Below are 20,621 nucleotides of genomic sequence, written 5' to 3'. Positions count from 1 at the left end.
CGCCTTACCTTCGTCTTACCTTCGGTTGAGATAGGTAAAAGATAAAAGGTAAAAGGTAAATTCTTATACTGATTATTAAGCATTTATAGTTTTTGAAAAAATGTAAGATGCGCCAGTCGTATATTGAAGGAAAAGTAGCTATTTAAGAAAAATTAATAAATAAATCATCACATCTATAATCAATCAAACAAAGGGCGATGTTCACACATCGCCCTTTTGTTAAAGCTCAATAATCAAAACACTGTTAGTAAAAAACATTTTGACAATATTAAATATAAAATAGCTATGAAATTTTTATCTTTTCCCTTTCTCTCTACTGCACCTTAAAATTCAGTTTCTTGAGTCCCTCTTGCACTTCGGGACAACTCATAAACAGTTTCCAGATGAGACCCGTGCGGTGGTTTTCTATCATTGGGGCGATGGTGAGTTGGTCAATAGCCAAATAGCGTTTAGGATACCATACCGCTTGCTCGCTGAAAGCATCGTAAAAGCCGTATTTACCCCAAATCACATCACCCAAATCGTAATAAAAATGCTTGAGCGCTGCCATTGATTCAATAGGAGTATAGGGGAAGCTGGAAAGTGCTGCCGTAGGAACAATCACTCCCAAATCATTACTCGGTTGATGAGCCGAATAGCCTTTAGGCGAATAGCTGGCGGTGAGACCCCAGCAGTTAGCACCATAACCCTTATATTTTTTCGGGTTCTCCAAGCAATACTTATAGTCAATCAGCACCTGATTGCGATTCAAATCCCAGTAATTAGCATAATCATCGCTAAGTCCTTTGGGGTTCAACCCTATATACGAATAGTGCGCCCAAAACAGCGGACCTCCGTACTGTTCAGCGCCGTTGTGTTTCAAGATGAGTGGTAAGCCATAAGTTACCTGTGAGCTCCTAATGTCACCCCCACGCGCCCAACCGTTGTGATAAGCCGAAGCGGGAATGGTGTGGGTAGGCGAAGATGCTGCCAAGATATACGTAATCAGGCACTCGTTATAACCTTTGAGCGGAAAGTTCATCTGCCAAGCGTAATCCGGACTCCAATGCCAATACAGCACATCTTGTCCGTTGAGATACCAATCCCATTCCATTTCGCGCCATAGTTTGTCAATACGCTGAGCTAAAGCTTTTTCAGCCTCGTTGCCGTCTTTAAAATACTGACGCACACAGAGGAGCCCCTGCATCAAGAAAGCGCTCTCCACAAGGTCGCCACCGTTGTCTTTCTGCCCGAAAGGTTTGGTCTTACCCGTACGTCCGTCAATCCAGTGCGACCACACACCGTGATAACGGTCGGCTTTTTCAAGGAAAGTAACCATTTTCGTAAAACGTCCTACTGCCTCGGCGCGAGGGATAAAACCGCGCTCTACGCCCACCAACAATCCAGCTATCCCAAAGCCCGAACCTCCCGTAGTGATGATATGAGCATCATCGGAAGGGACATCTATATGAATGCGCTCAGGGGCTAAACCCGAATTAGGTTCTGCACCCTCCCACATATAGTTGAGATGCGCACGCTGGATATAATCTAAGAAAGCATCGTCGGAAGCAAATTCCATTGGGCGGTTCTTTTCGGTAGGCGGCTGAGGAGTAGGTTTTTCTACCACCTTTTTATTGTCCTTACTACAACCGCAAGAAACGAAGAGCAGAAGGAAAGCTAAAAGTGAAAAGTGAATCGTGAAAAGTTTGTTTTTGTTCATAAGTATATTATTTCTTTTTAAAAGTCCATTGCAAGAAGTCTGGGGTGTTGAAAGCGGGATGCCAAGCGTTGTGATTTGCCCCATAAAACTCTATATATTCAGCTTTTTTGCCGGTAGTTTTCAGGGCTTTATAGGCTTCACGCGAGTAGGTTACAGGAATTACATCATCTATATCACCGTGATAGAAACGGAATTGAGTTTTCCCTTTGAACTCACGCATACGCTCTATATTGGTCGCCCCACATATCGAGACAGCTTTAGCAAAGGTATCGGGGAAGCGATACACCATATCCAAAGTAGCAATCGCACCCATCGAAATACCCATAATATACACCCGTTTAGGGTCGATAGGGTATTTAGTCATTGTCTCGTCAAGCAAGTCTTTCACCAATTGTAGGTGCTTAGTAATCGGTACCTCTTTAGGCAAAGGATTACCGTTCTTGTATCCTTGTGCAGGACGCTTTTCAAGCGACCAGTACGCGTCGTCAGGACACTGAGGGAAGAGCACAAAGCAAGGATACTTCTCGCGGTGCACAGGGTTAGTAAACACCGTACCCCCATTGCGCAACTGACTCTCATTATCGTTCCCTCTTTCACCTGCTCCGTGCAAGAAGAGCACCAAAGGGTATTTCTTGCCTTTCTCCATTTTTTTAGGCTCAAGAAAACGATAAAGCATACTGTTCTTTTGTTTATCTACGTATACACCTTTCGTATAAGCCTCATTCTGAGCAAAAATAGGAAATGAAAGAAAAAATGCTATAAAGTAAACATAACAACGGCTACTCATTATACAAGGCTTTTATCTGTTCATCAGTAAGGGCTTTGTTATAGAAACCGAAGTTGTCTAACTTGCCAGGGAAGGACTGTGCCCACTCTTGGGCTTTCATAGGTGAAAGTCGGGGAGTTACATCTACTTGAAATGCAAAAGTACCGAGTACTAAGTCGCTCATATCATCAAAAGTAATACGCCCCCAACCTGTAAGGGTGGCAGTATAGACTTCTTCTCCGTTTCTCAATATATCTAACTTTTCAGTTTTACTATCATAACGGAAAGTCATATGTACCCACTCATCTATGGTTCCTGGAAATTTCTTTTCCACCCAACGGTCTTTATTACCATTACGCAAGTACACTTTAAAGCGTCCTTCGCCTGCCGTATTATTTCCATCTAAAAAAATAGAAAGGTTCCCCCAGTCTTTTTTAGTATTAGAAACAGCAAAGATACCTGTACCTTTGTTCACTTGAGGGCAGTTCATCCAGAAAGCTACAGTAAAGCTACCGAGATTGGCAATCGTATCTTTAAGGGAAATATCACCTGCAAATCGCGCAGTACGAGGAGAGATGAGCACATAGGTACCTTCACCTCCTTGGTAGGCTTTCCCTTTTTTGCCTTCAGTATAAGTAATTTCTCCTTTAGAAAGGGTAGGCACCCTGTAATTACTCACATTCTTTACATTATCTTCAAAAGTAAATGAGAGCTTTTGAGGGTTGTACTGAGGGATTACCTCTTCAGGGTAATCAAAAGGAGGGTCTTGGTCTAAGTCTTGATAACAGCTTGTAAAAGCTACGAGACTCACCATAAAACTGATATATAATATATATTTTTTCATTGTTTTAAATTTTAAGATTCTCAACTTTGCCAAAGTTTGTTATCTGCTATCTTATTGATAATTTGGGTTTTGAATAAGCACGCCATTAGAGTCATCTATTTGCTGTTGAGGTAAAGGCAATAAACGGTGCTTGATTTGATAAGCGGTTTTCCCTGCATTATGAAGGGTTTCTACATCTATACCCCAGCGAACCAAATCATAAAAACGGTCATACTCCATCGCGAGTTCTACACGGCGCTCGTGGCGAATAGCTTCGCGCAAATCAGCTTGATTGGTGGTGGTAACCGCAGGTAAGATATTATTATTGCCTGCACGAGCTCGCACACGCACTTGCTCTAAATACACCAATGCTTGGGCACTATTACCAAGTTCGTTAGCCGCTTCGGCTGCCATTAAAAGCACATCAGAATAGCGTATAAGGCGAATGTTAAACCAAAAGCCTGCTCTGCTATAGCGGTTGCGTAAATCGGGATTAGTATAGGCTTTCTTATTGTAATACTTGTTTACCACTCCTGCTTGTGCAATAGGTTTTTCACCATAAGGAGTATTGGGTTGCATTGTAGCAGCTTCGGCTTCACTCTTAGCAAAATAGAGCAGAGTTTCATCTTTACGAGGATCACCTGTTTCAAAAGCATCAGCTAAGAGCTGAGTAGGGCAATTCCAGCCCCAACCTAAGTTCCATTGACCAGCCCCACGTACGCCTTGTACTTCGGCAAACTGACTGCCTACCTTATTAGAAGCTGGAAATTGGTTATTAGCTGTACATTGGAGCTCTAAGATAGACTCTGGGCAGTTTTCTCCTTCTTCTCTAAAAACCTTATTGAAAGGCGTACTGAGGTTATACAAACCGCTATTAATCACATCGGTACTGGCGGTGTACATCTCTTGCCAATTAGAGCGCATCATATAGGTTTTAGCGTGCAACGAGCGCGCTGCGCCCCAAGTAAGACGACCTATGTATACGGCACTCCACGTACGAGGCAAAGCTGTCTCAGCAGCAGTAAGATCAGCATCAATAAGCTCATAGATTTTATCTACACTCACTTTTGGCTTATAAGCTTCCTCTTTTTTATAGATACGGAAGTCTATGAGAGGGACTTCACCAAAGGCTCGTACTAAATTAAAATATGCAAAGGCACGGAAGAAATGGGCTTCTCCCCTATTGATTTTATCGGCATCAGTAAGCGTACTTTGGTCTGCTTTAGCTATTTTATCTAAAACTGTATTAGCAAGATGTACTACATCTAAATTATCGTTATAATAACTGTTGATATTACCATTAGAAGCTATATAGTTAAAATCGTCAAACATCTGAGCTATCGCTGAACCATCGCTGGCAGTAGAACCTTTTTCGGCATCTTCACTGCGAAAGCTGTGTATAGCCATTGCGGTATTGCCTGAGCTGATAGAGAAACCGCGTAATTTAGCGTAAAGCGAGAAGATATCAGCTTCATAAGAGCCCGATACACTCCCTTGGTCACCGTCCACCCATTCGCCTTGTGGCTCTTGGTCGAACTTGTTGCAATGAGTAAAGAGGGCAATGCTTGCCATCATTACACCTATTGCTATGATATAATATATTTTCTTTTTCATAATGAATTTCTGTTAGAAACCTCCCCTTATTCTCCCCAAAAGAGGAAATAAGCGATGGTCATTATTGTTTTAATTAAAAAGTGAGATTAATTCCATAGGTAATAATCATCGGCATAGGGTAAGTACCGGTATCAATACCGAAAGCCAAAGCACTGCCTCCTATTTCGGGCACATAACCAGAGTTCTTATGCCAAGTTTTAAGATTTTGTAGATTAGCATAAAGACGCAACTTCTGTACTTTTAGCCGTTGTAATACCTCTTGTGGCAAACTGTAACCTAACTGCACGTTGCGCAAGCGGAAGAAACTACCGTCCTCAATATAGTAAGAAGAATTTTCGCGATTGATAGCACGACTGCTGTCTGAGATAGGTTCCCAGTTGGAAGTACCTTTACCGTGCCAACGATTCAAACGATGTGCTTGATAGTTGAGGGTTGCATAGCCACTTTCTCCCCAACCTCTATAAATTTCATTACCATAAGCCCCCATAAATTCAGCGTTAAGGTCGAAGCCTTTGTAACCGAGATTCACACTAAAACCATAAGTAAAATCAGGAGTAGGGTTACCTATCATCGTGCGGTCTTTATCGCTGATAACACCATCTCCGTTTACATCTTCAAACTTGAGGTCACCAGGTTTTACAGAAGCAATGTTATTCGCAGGTGAAGTATCAATATCTTCAAAGGTTTGATACACACCTTTCACTTTGTAACCAAAAAAATGCCCTATAGGATAACCTGCTAAAGTACGTGCTACATTGCTATGCTCGTATAAAGCATCTTTTTCACTTCTACCGAGCGAAAGCACCTTATTATCGATAGTAGTAAGGTTGGCACTTACACCATAGCTAAACCCACTTTCTTTGAGTTGGTCTTGCCAAGATAAAGAGAACTCCCAACCTTTGTTTTCTATTTCCCCAAGATTTTCTAATGAGTTTTGTGCTCCTGAACTACCACTGAGCAACACGATAAGATCTTTGGTCTTCTTGTGATAGTACACTGGTTCTGCACTAAGGCGATTGTTCAAGAAGCGAAACTCACCTCCTACTTCCCAAGCGTAGGTTTTTTCCCAACCTAAGTCTTGCACTAAATAGGCAGGTGCATAGCCCGTAATCACACGATCACCAAAGACGGCACTACCCGAATTAGTAAGCAATGGATAAGTAGGATAGTTCCTGCCTCCGGTATTTTGGTTACCTAAGACTCCCCAAGAACCTTTGATTTTGATGTAATCAAAGATTTTTTGGTTTTTCATAAAGGCTTCTTCACTGAGTACCCAACCAGCACCAAAGGAATAGAAATTATCCCAAGTATTACCTATACGATGAAATACTGAAGCTCCATCACGACGGAAGGAAGCATTGAGTAAATAACGGTTGCCATAGTTGTACAAACCACGTACTAAATAGGACATCGTAAAGCGACGATACTGACCGGAACCATTACTCATATTACTACCTCCAATAGATGACAACCACCATTTATCATCGTTTTCAGGAATACCAAATACGATATCATTGATATTTTGATAACGACTTCCTGAGAGCGAACTGTGTTCGATGTAATTGGTAGTAAGTCCTCCCATTAAGGTAAGATTATGATTATTTACTTGTTTTTTATAGGTAAGGATATAATCTTGCTGAGTAGCCATAGTGGTAGACTTCGATTGATTGATAGTCTCGCGTTCATTGAGGTTTTCTCTCTTTTGTGTATCGGGGTTATAGACCCAGATGATAGGGGAATATTCGCGGTTTTCGCCTATGCGATAATCCATAGAAAGGGTGGCTTTAAAAGTGAAATTCTTTAAGAAATCAACTTCACCATATACATTACCCGCTAAACGGTGATTCACCCCTTTGTTGTGATTGGCACGTGTTTCGACATCGATAAGCGGATTCCAGACCTGAGCGCGCTGGAAGTCGGGCATAATGTTGAGCGATCCAGTGCTGTTATCATAAGGTGCTGCGATAGGAGCGGCTCGTAAAGAAGCTGTTACCCCTTTGGCATCAATAGGCAAGGTGCGTGAACCGTTGGCTTGGAAGCCAAAGCGCAGATAGTCGGTTACGTTGTAATCGCTGCTGAGGTTGAGGGTGAGTTTGGAGAGCTTTTCGTGCTTGATAGAGCCTTCTTCATCGGTATAACCCGCTCCTAAGTAGAAACGACCTTTCTCACCTGAGGTAGCAATACTCACGTTATGATTCGAGACCCACGCACGACGGAAGATTTCGTCTTGCCAATCGGTATTAGCTTGCCAATGGGTATAATCAAACGGATTGGCGCCTTTATTGGCTAACTCTTCGTCATAAAGAGTTTTAAAGCCCTCGGCATCAGTCATTGAAACACGGTCGTTGATGACTTTTAATCCTACGGAAGAATTGATATTTACAACTGTTTGTCCTTTTTTGGCTTTCTTGGTGGTAATGATAATCACCCCATTGGCACCACGAACCCCGAAGATTGCGAGAGACGAGGGGTCTTTGAGGATTTCCATAGACTCGATATCCTGCGGGTTGAGGTAGTTGATATTATCGGTAAAGAGCCCATCGACTACGTACAGAGGTGTATAGCCGTTGATAGAGTTTGTACCGCGAATACGGATTTCGGGGTCTTGCCCTGCACGCCCTGTATTGACGATTTGCACCCCAGCTACCTTCCCTTGGATAGAGGCTAAGGGGTTGGTAGATGGACGGTCAGCAAATTCATCGGTTTTAAGACTGACAATAGAGCCTGTAAGGTCTCGTTTCTGAGCGGCTCCATACCCAATCACTACTACTTCTTTGAGTTCTTGGGTATTTTCTCTTAAAGTAACATTAATGCGGGAGCGTCCTGCTACTTTTACATTTTGGGTCTGCATACCTACGAAGCTGACTTCTAAGACGGCATTGGAGGGCACATTGGGAAGTGTATAGTGCCCTTCGAAGTCGGTAGAAGTACCCTGGGTAGTACCCTTTACAATTACGTTTGCTCCTGGAATGGGGTTTTTAGTCCCTTCTTCATAAACGGTACCTTGTACGGTAATTTGCTGAGCGTGCAGGGTAACGGTTAGAGAAAACATCAGGAAGAAAAACAATATTTTCTTTATTTCCATATGTTGTTAATTTTTTTCACCGCAAAATTGCTAAAAGTTTCTTTTATCTCCAAAAAAAGGACTACGTCAAAACTACTACAACGAAAATTCACAAAATGACGTACTACGTCAAAAGTACTACAAAAAAATATAATATTTTGATTGTTAAATATTTCTGAAAGCAAAAAAATAAATAAAAAGTGACGATTGGCAAATAATATTTTTTAGAGGAGAAAGAATAAAAAAGTAAATTAAGAACAGTGAGAGCAACATAGGAAATTAGAAAATTAGAAATTTTGCAAATGAAAGAAAGGTGATTCACTTTGCCAAAGTTTGAAACTTTGGCAAAGTGTGTAATGGAGTACACCTAAAGGTGCAGAAATTTGGGAAAAAATTAGTTGGAAAATTGAAAGAAAATTGGCAGCTTCGCTGCCTTGAAAATAAGTTGGATAATTTTGGGGTGTGAGCTGTATAGTTGAGGGGAGCGGAAGATAGAGAAAGGGAACGGAAGGGGATTTTTAGGTAAAAGGTAAAAGATAAGAGGTAAAATAGGTATGCTTAGCTTATACAAAGCTTATAGGAAGCTTATACGAATCTTGGACGATTGTTATACAACGGCTATGTAAGTAATTGATTCATACTGTAATACAATAATGCCAAAAAGGTTAAAAATAGGGTTTCGAGGCGAAAGAAAAAAGAACTAATGACGAATTACGAATTACAAATTACGAGAGGTGAATGACGAAGAAAACATCCCCCCTATTCACATACTCTGCTCTCGCAGTGCACATACCCAGCTGTGAGCCCTCGCTGGCTACCTTCAAAGGGGGAGATGCGACGGCAAAGATGGTGCGAGTCGTACAGGTAGATAAAGAATAAAAGAAAATAACCTCCCCCTAATACACATACTCAGCTACGCCAGCTCGCTGACTACCCTCGGAGAGGGGGAGTGTAGCGACGGAAAAAAGAGAGAAAAACATCCCCCCCTCTCACATACTCCGCTCTCGCGGACTTCCTTCAAAGGGGAGTGTGGTGATGGGAAAGAGAAAGAAACATCCCCCCTATTCACATACTCCGCTATCGCGGACTTCCTTCAAAGGGGGAGTGTAGGAACGGAAAAGGGAATAAATGACGAACAAATAATGAATGTAAAGTGATGATAAGATGATGTGAAAATCTTGTTTGGTGCTTTTTGCGATTAAGAAAAATAGTAGGGTTCTTTGTTAATTGAAAATTATGTCGTACTTTTGTACTTTGAATATCATTAAACCTAAGTATGAATCTGAAAAATATATCGTTTAAGAAGCTACTTGCGCAAGGAGGTCTTGCGCTTGCGACCCTACTATCGCGATTGTTAGAGGGGTGTATTGCTTTGGCTTCGATGGTATATAAATTACTACGTTATGCCTTGAAAGTGCTTTGGGCAGTGTGTATCTTTGCTTTGCTCATAATACCTTATGGTATCTTTAGGCTTTACCAAGGATATAAGAATAGAAAAAACGCTCCGAAAAAGGAACGGGAACAGATTGTGTATACGGGCAATATCTTCAACCGGAGTTGGCAATGGTTGAGGGCTAAGCCTTATCAGTTTTATCTGAAATGGATAGGTATCCCGATTGGATTAGGCGTAGCGGGCATATTGTTACTCATCTTGTTAGTTTACTTTGGGGCTTTTGGCAAGTTGCCTACGGAGGAGGATTTGAAAGAGTTGAGCCAATCGGAAGCGAGTCTTGTTTACGATTACGAGAACCAATTGATAGGGAAATTCTATATCTTCGACCGTACTAAAATTGAATACAAAGACTTCCCTCCTTATCTTATCAATGCGCTTATTGCTACTGAAGATGAGCGTTTTTACTCGCACAGTGGGATAGATACCAAGAGTTTGTTTAGGGTTTTCTTTAAATCACTACTCTTGCAAGACGACTCATCAGGGGGTGGAAGTACGGTTACTATGCAGTTGGCTAAAAACATCTACGGACGTGGACAGCGCTACGGGAAGCTTTCAATGCCTATACACAAGGTTAAAGAGATGATTATTGCCAAACGTATTGAAAAGGTGTATAGCAAGGAGGAAATCTTGACGCTCTACCTGAATACTGTGCCTTTTAGCGATAATACTTATGGGATAGAGAGTGCGGCACAACGATTTTTTGACAAATCAGCCAGAGACCTTACGCTTAACGAGGCGGCAACGCTTATCGGTACGCTCAAAGCGACGAATAGTTACAACCCTCGTACTTCGCCCAAGCGCAGTGAAGAGCGCCGTAATGTGGTGTTGGCACAGATGAAGAAGAACAATTTGCTGACTGAAGACGACTTTAAGGTTCATACTCGAGACACGCTTAAAACGACGGCAACTACGGCTGAAAAAGAGGGGGTTGCGCCTTATCTTGTAGAGCAAATACGCTTGTTGTTGCCTGAACTGCTAAAAGACGTGAAGAAGCCGGACGGTTCGGCTTATAACATCTACAAAGATGGCTTGCGCATCTATACGACGATTGACAAGACAATGCAGGAATATGCTGAGCAAGCGGTGGAAAAGCACTTGCCTACATTGCAAAAAGACTTTGAACAGACTTATGGCAAGCGTGCGCCTTGGAACTTGGACAGCGACTGGTTTAAGGAAGAGGTGAAGAAGTTACCTGCCTATAAGGAGCTGGAAGAGCAAAAACTTTCGGAAGCGCAGATATGGGCGAAGCTGAGTGAGAAGAAGCCGATGGATTTATCTCTCTATACTGAAGACAGTATTAAAAGCCACAGTACATTGGACAGTTTATCGCGTTTTATACGCATACTCAATACGGGATTTGTGAGTGTAGAGCCACAAACGGGGGCGATAAAGACCTATGTGGGCGGAGCAGACTTCCGTTACTTTAAATACGATCATATCCTACAGAGCCGACGCCAAGTGGGGTCAGTTTTTAAACCGATAGTGTACGCAACTGCCTTAGAGATGGGAATGCCAGTGTGCACGCATTTTTCGCCGTTGCCACTGACCTATGCTGATTACGAATATTGGTCGCCACGGAACGCTTCGAAGACTGATGATGACCCCAATATATACTATTCAGTAGGCAAGGGATTGCGGGAATCATTAAACACTGTAGCGGTACAAACGCTTTTTTACGCAGGGCTTAAAAACGTGTTAAAGAAATCGCGACAGTTAGGTATTACATCTCCGCTACCGAATGTACCTTCGATAGCATTGGGTTCGGCGGAACTACCGGTGATAGAAATGGCTAAGGTTTATACGGCTTTTGCCAACAAAGGAGTGCCGGTAGAGCCTTATTTTATCACTCGAATAGAGAACAAGAAAGGAGAAGTGATATGGGAGCACAAGCCTAAAAAGTTAGCTCCGGCATTGAGTGAACGCACTGCCCAAATAATGATACAGTTGATGCGTTCGACCGTAAACGAAGGTACGGCAGCGCGTATGCGTGGACAATACGGACTTACAAACGACCTTGCGGGTAAGACTGGTACGACCCAAGACAATAAAGACGGTTGGTTTGCGGGAATGCTACCGAACCTTGTGATGATTACGTGGGTGGGTAACGACCAACAGATAGGGTTCAAGAGTACGCGTTTGGGACAGGGAGCCAATTCGGCACTGCCTATCGCAGCTTTGTTTGTGTCGCAACTGAACCGCAACAGCAAATACAAAAACTTAACGCGTGCTACCTTTGGGGTGAGTGAAGAAGTACGCACGGAGGTAACGGAATGCGAGCCTGTTGTGCGTGAAGGTTTTATTGACCGCTTGTTGAGTAGTACGCCCAAAGACACGATAAGAGCAGGAGATGTGCATTACCGGATTTACGAGCGCAAAGGTAAGCTAAACGATGTGGAAGATGAGGAAGAGATATCGGTAGACGATGTGGTAAACCCAGCAAATACACCTGCCACAGCGCCAAGCACACAAACTGCCACACAGGAGGAAAAAGACAAGAAAAAAGGGCTTTTAAATAGGATTTTTAGTCGTAGCACGACAGGCGATTAGGGTAGCACGACAGAATAACTAAATGAGAGAATACAAATTAAGGGTTGGATTAATTTATTAATTATAAACCTCCTCCCTTCACATACTCCGCTCTGGCAGTGCACATACCCAGCTGTGAGCCCTCGCTGGCTACCTCCAAAAGGGGGAATTGTAGAGACGGGAAATGTGACAAACATCCCCCCTATTCACATACTCTGCTCTCGCAGACTACCTTCAAAGGGGGAGTGTGTGACGCAAAAGCAACAATATACTGTTGTAAAATCAAATATTACTATTTTTTAACTTTTGATTCATATTGTGAAATTAGGGAGGATAAGATGTTTAAGGGAGTTTGATAAGAGATTGTAACAACTAAAGACTAACGAATAAAAACTAATATAAATGAAAAGAATTGTATTTTTAATGGTGTCATTCATCTTGATGACGCCTTACATAAACGCACAAGAGAAAAAGAAGTTTGCTGTGAGAACCATTGCTTTTTACAATGTAGAGAACCTTTTCGACACGATTAACGACCCTCATAAGTTTGACGATGACCGTACTCCTGAGGGGGCAGACCGGTGGACGAGCAAGGTGTATAACGACCACGTGCACAAGATTGCGAAGGTAATTTCGGAGATAGGGAGTGATGTTACCAAACACGCCCCTGACATAGTAGGTCTTGTGGAAGTAGAAAACGAAGCGGTAGTGAGAGAACTTATCAATACTGGGTATTTGAAGAAATATAATTATGGCATTGTACACTATGAATCGCCTGACGCTCGTGGGGTGGACGTTGCTCTGATCTACAAAAAGAGCGTCTTTAAACCCACATCGTCTTTCCCTCACCCTTTATACCTGACTAAAGAGGACGGGAAGCCTCTTTACACACGTGACCAGCTGTTAGTGAGTGGTGAGATGGATGGTGAAGAAATACATTTTATTGTAAACCACTGGCCTTCACGTTTGGGAGGAGAAGCAAAAAGCAGACCCAGTCGCGAGAAAGCTGCTGCTTTGAACAAGAAGATTATAGATTCACTCCTGAGTAAAGACCCTAATGCTAAGGTCATAGCAATGGGCGACTTTAACGATGACCCTATTAACTCGGGTTTTAAGAATGTGCTAAAGACTAAGGATAAGAAAGAAGATGTAAAACAAGGAGAACTGTTTAACCCTATGGAAGCAATGCTGAAGAAAGGATTGGGCTCGTTAGCCTATCAGGACGGTTGGAACTTGTTCGACCAGTTTTACTTTACTTATGATTTGCTAAAAGAGGACAAGAGCAGTTACCGTTATTGGAAGGCGGGAATATTCAATCGCCCGTATTTAGCAAACCCCAAGGGGCGCTATAAGGGTTATCCTTTCCGGAGTATGAGCAATGGCAATTACACTTGGGGATATTCAGACCACTTTCCTGTGTATATGTATCTTATCAGAGAGCTAAAATAAAGGCATAATGTTGGAAATGTTAATAAATGAGACTGTCGGGAATGTTTTAGACATTTTCGACAGTCTCTGTTTATAAGGGATATTTGTTATCTAAAAGAGAAAAATTATTCTTCTCTAACCTCTGTTGCTTCCTCAGTAGGGGCTTCTACAGGGGTGGTAGTCTCAGGTTGTGGAGCTACTACAGGGGGCTCTTGCTCTTGTAAAGGTTTTCTTTTAGAGAGTTTTAAGCCTGCACCTGCTGAAATAGCAAAATAATAACTCTTAGCGTCTTTGAAATAGAGGTGAGGTGTAAAATCTATATTCGTAAGAGGAGTAAGGTTTGTAGAAAAGCGACCGTCAATGGTAAGTATCCATTTTGGGAAATCAAACAACGCCCCGCCACCTACGTGCAAACTGAGCATAGCTTTATTAAAATAGTCGGTCATTTTATACTTCTCACTAAATTGTTTTTGAGAATAAGACGCCAAAAGTAAGATTTTGGGCGCAATACCTATCAGTAGGTATGGCAGGTACTACTTCTTCAGTAGGAGGATTTAGCCTATCTTTCTTTTTAAAAGGTTTATAGCCTGCCCCTAATGACATTGCAAAATAATAGTTTCGTACCTTGCTAAAATCAATATCGGGAGTGTTTTTTTCAGAAGTAAGAGGTGTAAGATTAGTAGAGAGTCTTCCATCAAGGGTAAAGACCCAATCTCTTCTATTCCATAGAACACCTCCGCCTATATTAAAATTTAGAACAACTGTATTGAAAGAGCTGATTACATTATGGTAACCTCTTTCTAAAACGGCAGAATACTTTGCTGATGTTAAGAATTTAGGAGACACTCCTAATTGAGCAAATCCTCTTACGGTGCGTTTTCCCTCCCATTGTAACAGGATAGGAACCTCAGCATACCAAAAATCGTAGGTTCCGTGATCTATAAAAAGAGCAGTTTCTTCTTCTACCGTTTCCTCTTGATGAAAAAACCAAACACCTTCACGTTTATATAGAACTTCTGTTTGCAGTGCCCAATGCGTTTTTAGAGGCACTCGCATAAAAGCTCCTACATTAATAGCCCCCATATAGAACTCACCCAAAATACCCCCTCCGTTTCTAATTCTCTTAGGAGTATTTGCTGTTTGGTTCTTCATTACATTAACTGCTGTAAGCGGGTTAGCAACTTTCACCCCTATGGCTACTTGGCTATAGCTAAGAGCTGAAATGCTTAAAAATGCGATAATTGTTAATAGCCGTTTCATAGTATCTGTTATTTATCTCTTTCTTAGCTCAAATGTCCAAATATCTTTCAAAATAGTCAGAAATATCCTTGAGTTCTTGTCGGTAATGGTCGTCATCTTTCTCGGTGAGAATAACATAACCGTACCTACGGAAGTCTTGCAGTATATCCGAAAGGTGTTCTGTTAGTAGTTTGAGTGTGATATGTACATAGCCTTCTGTTCGATTGGAGAGATAAAGCCCTAAGAGTATACCCGCGTTTTCTTCTACTATCCTACTGATTTCAGTAAAAGAATAGCTATGAGCATCTTTCTGCAATACAACTACGCGACCCGTCTCTTGTATAAATGGCGTTTTAGAGAGTTGTTTTAAAAAGTCATTTAAGCTATAATAGCCAATAAATTGTTGGTTCTCGTCAATTACCGGTAGCATATCGGTTTGGTAGAGTGCAAAAGATTCTATCACAGTATCCCACATAGCCGTCAGCGGAACAGAATAGTATTCTAAGGCATAGCGATAATCGCCTACCAAATCTTCTTTAGGGGCTTGTTCTACCGTTTCTTTATTTAGCACCCCTATAAAAGAACTGCTCTCGCATACAGGCAAAGCAGAAACAGAATGCGCCTCAAAAAGCAAAAGTGCTTCTTCGATAGAAGTATCAAAAGTGATATGTAAAATATGTGGTTTCATTTTTCAATCAACAATTAGTAGCAGTCGCTTCTAATTTGCCCTTTGTTTTGATAGTAACTCAGTGGTTTGTTCAAATGCTCTCGGCAAATCGCTTCTAATACTTCCATTACGGCTTTCTGCATTGCAATAGAACCGCAAATCATCACCACGCCTTTGTTTTTTAGCAAATTGGCAAAGAAAAGCGCCTCGCGTTTCAAGATGTCCTGCACGTAGAACTTTTCTCCTTCTTGTGAAAGGGCTTGCCAATAGGTTTTGAGTTTCCCTTCTTTGGTAAACCGCTCAATATACGGACGATAAATCTCTAAAGCTGCCTCGCGACGGCAACCCCAAATGAGGGTAATGGGTCTCTTCTTAGTGTTTTGGGCAATCATTCCGAGGAAAGGCGCCATCCCCGAACCATTGGCGATACACACCACTTGAGGTGCTTTTTTAGGGAAATGAAAATGCTTGTTCTCAACCAGGTTACCTTGTATCTCTTCGCCTATAGGCAAATCGTTGAGCATATTAGAAACCACCCCTTGCAGGTGTAGCTTCACGCTTAACAATATATCATTATCCAATCTCACTACCGAATAGAGCCGTTCTCGCTGGTCGGTTGGGGTGATGCCTAAGAGGTCTCCTGAGGTGAAACGCACTTTTTTGAGCGGACGTAACCGCACTAAGAAAATTGCATCGTCCATCACAGGGGTTTTAGCTACTATACTGAATGTTACAGCTTTCCGTTGGGGCTGTGCTGAGAAATTAGCGGGAAGCTGCAAGTGTAGGTTCTGTGTTGTTGCCCACGCTTTTGCCCATTCTTTAAAAGACTCAAAATCTTGCTGATCAATAGTGTGTAGGGGAGTGCTCACCTCTGCTTGTGGTGTTTGTGCAAGCAAAGTATCTACTTCTTTAGCATATTTGCAGAAATCAGGATAGAGCGTAGAACCAAAACCTACCACAGCATACTGAAACGTTTGTGTTGGGAGTGTTTTCTGATAAAGTTCCACAAAGCGCACCGCACTGATAGGGGCTTCCCCATCGCCATATGTACAAGTGAAAATTACCAATTGTTGCATCTGGGCAAATGAGGTGTAAGCGTTCATATCGGTGAGATAAGAGCGTTTACCCACGCGCAACAGTTCGTTGTGCAACAAGCACGCAAATTTACGAGTAGTACCTCCTTCAGAGCCTACTAAGAGTATGTACTCACATTCGTCTTTGTCAAATGGATTATTAGTGTGCTTACGGCATTTGCGTAGGGTAATCACAAATCCGGAATAGATGAAGAATAATATTGCCAAGCAGGTAAGCAACAAAACGCTTGACCACAATACATTCCCTTTGCCTACGTGTAATGTGCGCACTAAATACATTAAACTTTTATAAGGCGAAGTAGACGTGCTTATCACCTCTCCTGTAAACTGATTGACCACTACATTCTTATCAATGAAATCTACCTTATAAACCTCTTCTACATCTTCAAAAGCGGGGAAATCTACTCGGCGCACTTCAGAAAGTGGTACTTGAAAGGCGATAAAGTCTTTTAAGGGTTTTATAGGTGTCTCTTTTAGGGTACTTACATCATACTTGTGTTTGGGTTTGAATCTCGGAAATACGCCTATGGTCTCTAAGCCCATATACACTCCTGTAAGGCACACAATAGCAATAGGCAACAATGCCCAACGACCTAAGGACGTATGATAGTGGTTATAGAAATTCTCTTTGGGGAGTTTATGGAAAAAGCGGTGCCAAAACTTCTGTTTGCGCACTATGAGCCAGAGTCCAGAAAGGGCTACTACGAAGAAACACAGTGCTGTAATGCCCATAATCACGCGTCCTGTTTTACCCATATAAAGCGACCTGTGCAGAGTTTTTACTACCTGAAAGAACTTAGGTGTCTTGTATTTGCCTTGCATTACTTCCCCTGATTTAGGATGAATGAAGATCGTTTTGCCTTCAGCGGTCTCCACTTTCACAAAACCATTGCGGTCTACTGTGAGTTTGAGAGCATCTATCTTTTTCTCTTTCAATGCTACTACCGTTTGGGCAAGGGTAGTGCTTTCAAACTCGGCACTCTTGTAAGGCAAAGTTTTATTATAAAATGTCTCTCCCGCCAAGATAGCTCCCGTAAGAGCTCCCAGCAGTATAAATACCCCTGCAATCAGGGAAAATATGAGGTGAAGTTTGCGCGCCATTTGTTAATCTGCTAATTTCCTAATTTGCTCATTAACTCAAACCTTATTTTCTTCGCGTTTTTCAACTGTTCGTGGGTGATAAAGTACGATTTGTAAGGTTTGTCATCAATGTATATATTTTTGATGTAAATGTTCTCAGGCGAAGCATTGCTTTCAATTACGAGGTCGCCGGCAGGGTAGTACTGCGGGTTGCGTTTGAGGGTGATTTTCTCAAACTTAGGCGAGGTGAAAGTGTATACAGGGTCACCTGGGGTGATAGGGTAAAAGCCTGTCATTCCGTAAATAAGCCAAGCCGACATCACGCCTGTGTCCTCATTACCTGGGAGTCCAGCGGGTTTGTTTTGGAAGTATTCCTTAATGAGCTCATCTACCTTTTGTTGGGTCTTCCATTCGCGCCCTTTGAGGTAGTTGTAGAGGTATGGATAGGCAATATCGGGTTCGTTGGCCATATCGTACTGTTTGCTGTCGAATATATGGTCTAACTGTTTTTCAAAAGGCTTTTCACCGCCCATTAGTTTGATCATTCCCTTTATATCGTGGGTCACCATATACACGTACTGCCACGCATTGCCCTCAATATAGCCTACGTTTTCTTCAAAATTAGCACCACTTTCGGGGTTGAAAGGCGCATACCACTTGCCATTGGCGTGACGTGGACGCAATAAGTGGGTTCCTTTGTCGAAAAGTTTGCGATAAGAGAGCGATTGCTTGCTAAATTTTTCAAAATCGGACTTTTTACCGAGCTTTTTGGCGATTTGTGCAATGGCAAAGTCGGCGATATTGTACTCTTGAGTGGTGGAAACAGGTCCTTTTACGCCCCCATCTACACTGAGGTAACCGAGTTTCCAATACTCTTTTACTCCTGGACGTATAGGATTGCCTTCCAAAGTATTCGCCCCTTTGAGCATCGCCTCGTAGGCGGTATTGATGTCAAAATCAGTAAGGCCGTGCAAATAAGTATCTGCCAACACAATGCTGGCAGGGTCGCCTACCATCGTGAAGGTTTCGGTAGAGTTGAGCTCCCATTTGGGCAACCAACCGCTTTCTTTGTAGATGTCGAGCATTGTGCGCACCATCTGCAATTGTTGTTCGGGGTAGAGCAGGGTGAGCAATTGGTGATAGTTGCGGTAAGTGTCCCATAGGGAGAACACGGTGTAACGCTGGTTGTTTTTGCCTATTTTGTTAGTGGTACTTTCAGGGTAATCGCCATTCACATCGTTGAGGAGATTAGGGTGAATAAGCGCGTGATACAGACCCGTATAGAAGATTGTTTTTTGTTCGTCGGTACCGCCTTCCACTTGAGCGCGGAGTTGTTCGTTCCAGTTTTGGCGAGTAGCGGCGTACACTTCGTCGAAAGTGCGGTTGCCTATTTCTTTTTCGAGGTTTTCGCGGGCATTGGCAATGCTCACGTACGAGATGCCCACTTTGAGTTCTACTACCTCATCTTTGTCGAATTTGTAGCGGAAATACGCACCTATGCTGTCGCCCACCACTTCGCGGGCAAATTTTTCTTTGAGGCGAGTCTCGCCGTTGTACCACATCCATTGGGCTTCCACGCCTTTATGCACTTCAGGTTGATGCCAAATGCCGTACGATGGGGCTACTTTGTTCACTTTGGCAACGAAATATACAGGGTAAGCCAATTCCGGACTGTTGTAGCAGAAAGTCCCAACCATTCGCATTCCCTCTACCTCGGTAGGTGATACGAATTTGAGCATTGCACCTTTCTCGTTAGTAAGTCCAAGTCCTAAATTGATGAGCAAATTGGCTTCTCCTTTAGGAAAATGGTAACGCGTAATCCCTGCGCGAGTGGTGGCCGTGGCTTCGGTTTTGATGTTGTATTTGGTGAGGAAGTTGCTGTAGTAAGCCGCTTTGGCCACCTCTTGAGTGTAAGTAGAACCGTAATTCAGGTGGTTTACCTGCAGTTTACCCGTAGTAGGCATTGCGATGATCACCCCCAATTCAGGGCAACCTACCCCGCTGAGGTTCACGTGCGTAAGTCCCGTAAAGAACTTGTTCTCATTCACATAAGGGTTGGAGAGCCAACGGCTGTCTTTTTCGAGCGGTGCTTTTACGCCCGTAGTGTCAAACGCCACGTTAAAAGGCGAAATACTGAGCATCCCGCGAGGTGCAATCGCCCCAGGGTGCGTCGCCCCAAAGTTAGACGTTCCTATCAGCGGATTGATATAATCCACCGGTTGTTTTTGAGCTTGCACAGAGCCCATAGCGGAAGCAGCTAAAAGGATAAGATATTTTTTCATTATTTGAGTTTTGTCATAACTTGTCAGCGGGCAAAGGTATGAAATAGCAATAAAAAAAGCAATAAAAAGGCGTTTAAAACGCTCTACCAAAAGTATTTTACCACTAAATTTTGTTTTTTTATTTTTCTATAGATAATAGTTCCTATTACTAATGCAACTGCAGGTAGTGCTTTAAAAAGTAAAGCTATATAGTTATTAAGACCTCCACCAAAGGCAAATATCTCATAAGCTCTTATAAGTATATGCACTAATAATATTAGCCAAAAATTGCACTTCCATTCAGCGTAAAGCCAAAAGTAAAAGCCTGCCATGAACCAAGTAAAAACAAAATTGATAAAGTAGCCAAGGTAAAAATAAAACACTAAGTCAGCTGGAGGAGAGAGCAAGTATTTGAACGAACCTATAAGATCGATACCTATAGTGATAACTGCATATAATAAGGCGATACGCAGTACCCCCCATTGCATATAGTCCCTAAGTCTGCAAAAAAAAACACTCTTGTACAGACTTCAATAAAGAAAATAGCTATAAACAACCTACTGCTCTCTTGGTACAAAAACTGCAAGAAAGCAGGATAGTAGAAAGTAAAAAGTATTGATAGTGATAAACAGAGCAATACTCCCACAATCAAGGCTTCTATGATATTTCCTTTTATTGAAAGTCTTTGCCAATAGTTTTTCCCATCGGTTAGTAAGGTATTCCCTACGATTATAGGAAATGCTACTATCACATTGGCAATCAGAGATGAAAAGTAATATAGTCCTATTATATTATTGATATTTTCTGTAAAAACAGAGATGTATCGACTTAAATATTCATAAAGCACAAAACAAATAATTGTAATAATAAGATTTTGAGAGAAGAGTTTCATTATAATTGAATAGAT

12 protein-coding genes and 1 pseudogene are annotated in these 20,621 nt (G+C 42.1%); 2 read left to right on the top strand and 11 right to left on the bottom strand.

Features of this window, described 5'->3' with window-relative positions; genetic code table 11:
* Nucleotides 1-313: 313 nt before the first annotated feature.
* The 5 genes from RCZ04_RS01620 to RCZ04_RS01600 form a co-directional block, all read right to left on the bottom strand.
* Nucleotides 314-1,699 carry a glucoamylase family protein gene (locus tag RCZ04_RS01620; RefSeq protein WP_460484188.1) on the bottom strand — a complete coding sequence of 462 codons (1,386 nt, stop codon included), beginning with the start codon at nucleotides 1,697-1,699 and terminating at the stop codon, nucleotides 314-316.
* A 7-nt stretch (nucleotides 1,700-1,706) separates the two neighbouring features.
* Nucleotides 1,707-2,486 (bottom strand): carboxylesterase family protein, encoded by a 780-nt coding sequence (locus RCZ04_RS01615; RefSeq protein WP_460484187.1) that lies wholly within the window; start codon nucleotides 2,484-2,486, stop codon nucleotides 1,707-1,709.
* Nucleotides 2,479-3,309 carry a LamG domain-containing protein gene (locus tag RCZ04_RS01610; protein ID WP_460484186.1) on the bottom strand — a complete coding sequence of 277 codons (831 nt, stop codon included), beginning with the start codon at nucleotides 3,307-3,309 and terminating at the stop codon, nucleotides 2,479-2,481. Before RCZ04_RS01610 ends, RCZ04_RS01615 begins: the two co-directional genes overlap by 8 nt.
* A 51-nt stretch (nucleotides 3,310-3,360) precedes the next feature.
* Nucleotides 3,361-4,902: a RagB/SusD family nutrient uptake outer membrane protein gene (locus tag RCZ04_RS01605; RefSeq protein WP_460484185.1), complete on the bottom strand. Its 1,542-nt coding sequence runs from the start codon at nucleotides 4,900-4,902 to the stop codon at nucleotides 3,361-3,363.
* A gap of 73 nt (nucleotides 4,903-4,975) precedes the next feature.
* Nucleotides 4,976-7,987: a SusC/RagA family TonB-linked outer membrane protein gene (locus RCZ04_RS01600; RefSeq protein WP_460484184.1), complete on the bottom strand. Its 3,012-nt coding sequence runs from the start codon at nucleotides 7,985-7,987 to the stop codon at nucleotides 4,976-4,978.
* Nucleotides 7,988-9,242: 1,255 nt separating this feature from the next.
* Here RCZ04_RS01600 and RCZ04_RS01595 point away from each other — a divergent pair.
* Nucleotides 9,243-11,966, top strand: a complete 2,724-nt coding sequence (locus RCZ04_RS01595) for a penicillin-binding protein 1A (protein ID WP_460484183.1) — start codon at nucleotides 9,243-9,245, stop codon at nucleotides 11,964-11,966.
* A gap of 381 nt (nucleotides 11,967-12,347) precedes the next feature.
* On the top strand, nucleotides 12,348-13,394 hold the full coding sequence (locus RCZ04_RS01590; protein ID WP_460484182.1) for an endonuclease/exonuclease/phosphatase family protein: 1,047 nt from the start codon (nucleotides 12,348-12,350) through the stop codon (nucleotides 13,392-13,394).
* 104 nt (nucleotides 13,395-13,498) lie between these two features.
* Here the strand turns inward: RCZ04_RS01590 and RCZ04_RS01585 are convergent.
* The 6 genes and pseudogenes from RCZ04_RS01585 to RCZ04_RS01560 form a co-directional block, all read right to left on the bottom strand.
* A pseudogene (locus tag RCZ04_RS01585) lies at nucleotides 13,499-13,888 on the bottom strand (porin family protein); the annotation flags it as partial.
* Nucleotides 13,833-14,633, bottom strand: a complete 801-nt coding sequence (locus tag RCZ04_RS01580) for a porin family protein (protein ID WP_460484181.1) — start codon at nucleotides 14,631-14,633, stop codon at nucleotides 13,833-13,835. The pseudogene RCZ04_RS01585 and the gene RCZ04_RS01580, both read right to left, overlap by 56 nt.
* Nucleotides 14,634-14,661: 28 nt before the next feature.
* Nucleotides 14,662-15,300, bottom strand: coding sequence for a CBS domain-containing protein (locus RCZ04_RS01575; RefSeq protein ID WP_460484180.1), 639 nt, complete (start codon nucleotides 15,298-15,300; stop codon nucleotides 14,662-14,664).
* A gap of 14 nt (nucleotides 15,301-15,314) precedes the next feature.
* The gene (locus RCZ04_RS01570) at nucleotides 15,315-17,474 is read right to left on the bottom strand and encodes a PepSY domain-containing protein (protein WP_460484179.1); all 2,160 of its coding nucleotides are present in this window, start codon (nucleotides 17,472-17,474) and stop codon (nucleotides 15,315-15,317) included.
* Nucleotides 17,475-17,485: 11 nt separating this feature from the next.
* Nucleotides 17,486-19,735 carry a GH92 family glycosyl hydrolase gene (locus RCZ04_RS01565; RefSeq protein WP_460484178.1) on the bottom strand — a complete coding sequence of 750 codons (2,250 nt, stop codon included), beginning with the start codon at nucleotides 19,733-19,735 and terminating at the stop codon, nucleotides 17,486-17,488.
* Nucleotides 19,736-20,150: 415 nt separating this feature from the next.
* Nucleotides 20,151-20,606 carry a hypothetical protein gene (locus RCZ04_RS01560; RefSeq protein ID WP_460484177.1) on the bottom strand — a complete coding sequence of 152 codons (456 nt, stop codon included), beginning with the start codon at nucleotides 20,604-20,606 and terminating at the stop codon, nucleotides 20,151-20,153.
* Nucleotides 20,607-20,621 lie beyond the last annotated feature (15 nt).

The organism is Capnocytophaga sp. HP1101, from assembly GCF_054772415.1.
This window is presented reverse-complemented; position numbering and strand designations above follow the sequence as displayed.

Excerpts from the sequence above, each read along its gene's own strand:
- RCZ04_RS01620 (WP_460484188.1), bottom strand. The coding sequence starts at position 1,699 with ATGAACAAAAACAAACTTTTCACGATTCACTTTTCACTTTTAGCTTTC.
- RCZ04_RS01615 (WP_460484187.1), bottom strand. The coding sequence starts at position 2,486 with ATGAGTAGCCGTTGTTATGTTTACTTTATAGCATTTTTTCTTTCATTT.
- RCZ04_RS01610 (WP_460484186.1), bottom strand. The coding sequence starts at position 3,309 with ATGAAAAAATATATATTATATATCAGTTTTATGGTGAGTCTCGTAGCT.
- RCZ04_RS01605 (WP_460484185.1), bottom strand. The coding sequence starts at position 4,902 with ATGAAAAAGAAAATATATTATATCATAGCAATAGGTGTAATGATGGCA.
- RCZ04_RS01600 (WP_460484184.1), bottom strand. The coding sequence starts at position 7,987 with ATGGAAATAAAGAAAATATTGTTTTTCTTCCTGATGTTTTCTCTAACC.
- RCZ04_RS01595 (WP_460484183.1), top strand. The coding sequence starts at position 9,243 with ATGAATCTGAAAAATATATCGTTTAAGAAGCTACTTGCGCAAGGAGGT.
- RCZ04_RS01590 (WP_460484182.1), top strand. The coding sequence starts at position 12,348 with ATGAAAAGAATTGTATTTTTAATGGTGTCATTCATCTTGATGACGCCT.
- RCZ04_RS01580 (WP_460484181.1), bottom strand. The coding sequence starts at position 14,633 with ATGAAACGGCTATTAACAATTATCGCATTTTTAAGCATTTCAGCTCTT.
- RCZ04_RS01575 (WP_460484180.1), bottom strand. The coding sequence starts at position 15,300 with ATGAAACCACATATTTTACATATCACTTTTGATACTTCTATCGAAGAA.
- RCZ04_RS01570 (WP_460484179.1), bottom strand. The coding sequence starts at position 17,474 with ATGGCGCGCAAACTTCACCTCATATTTTCCCTGATTGCAGGGGTATTT.
- RCZ04_RS01565 (WP_460484178.1), bottom strand. The coding sequence starts at position 19,735 with ATGAAAAAATATCTTATCCTTTTAGCTGCTTCCGCTATGGGCTCTGTG.
- RCZ04_RS01560 (WP_460484177.1), bottom strand. The coding sequence starts at position 20,606 with ATGAAACTCTTCTCTCAAAATCTTATTATTACAATTATTTGTTTTGTG.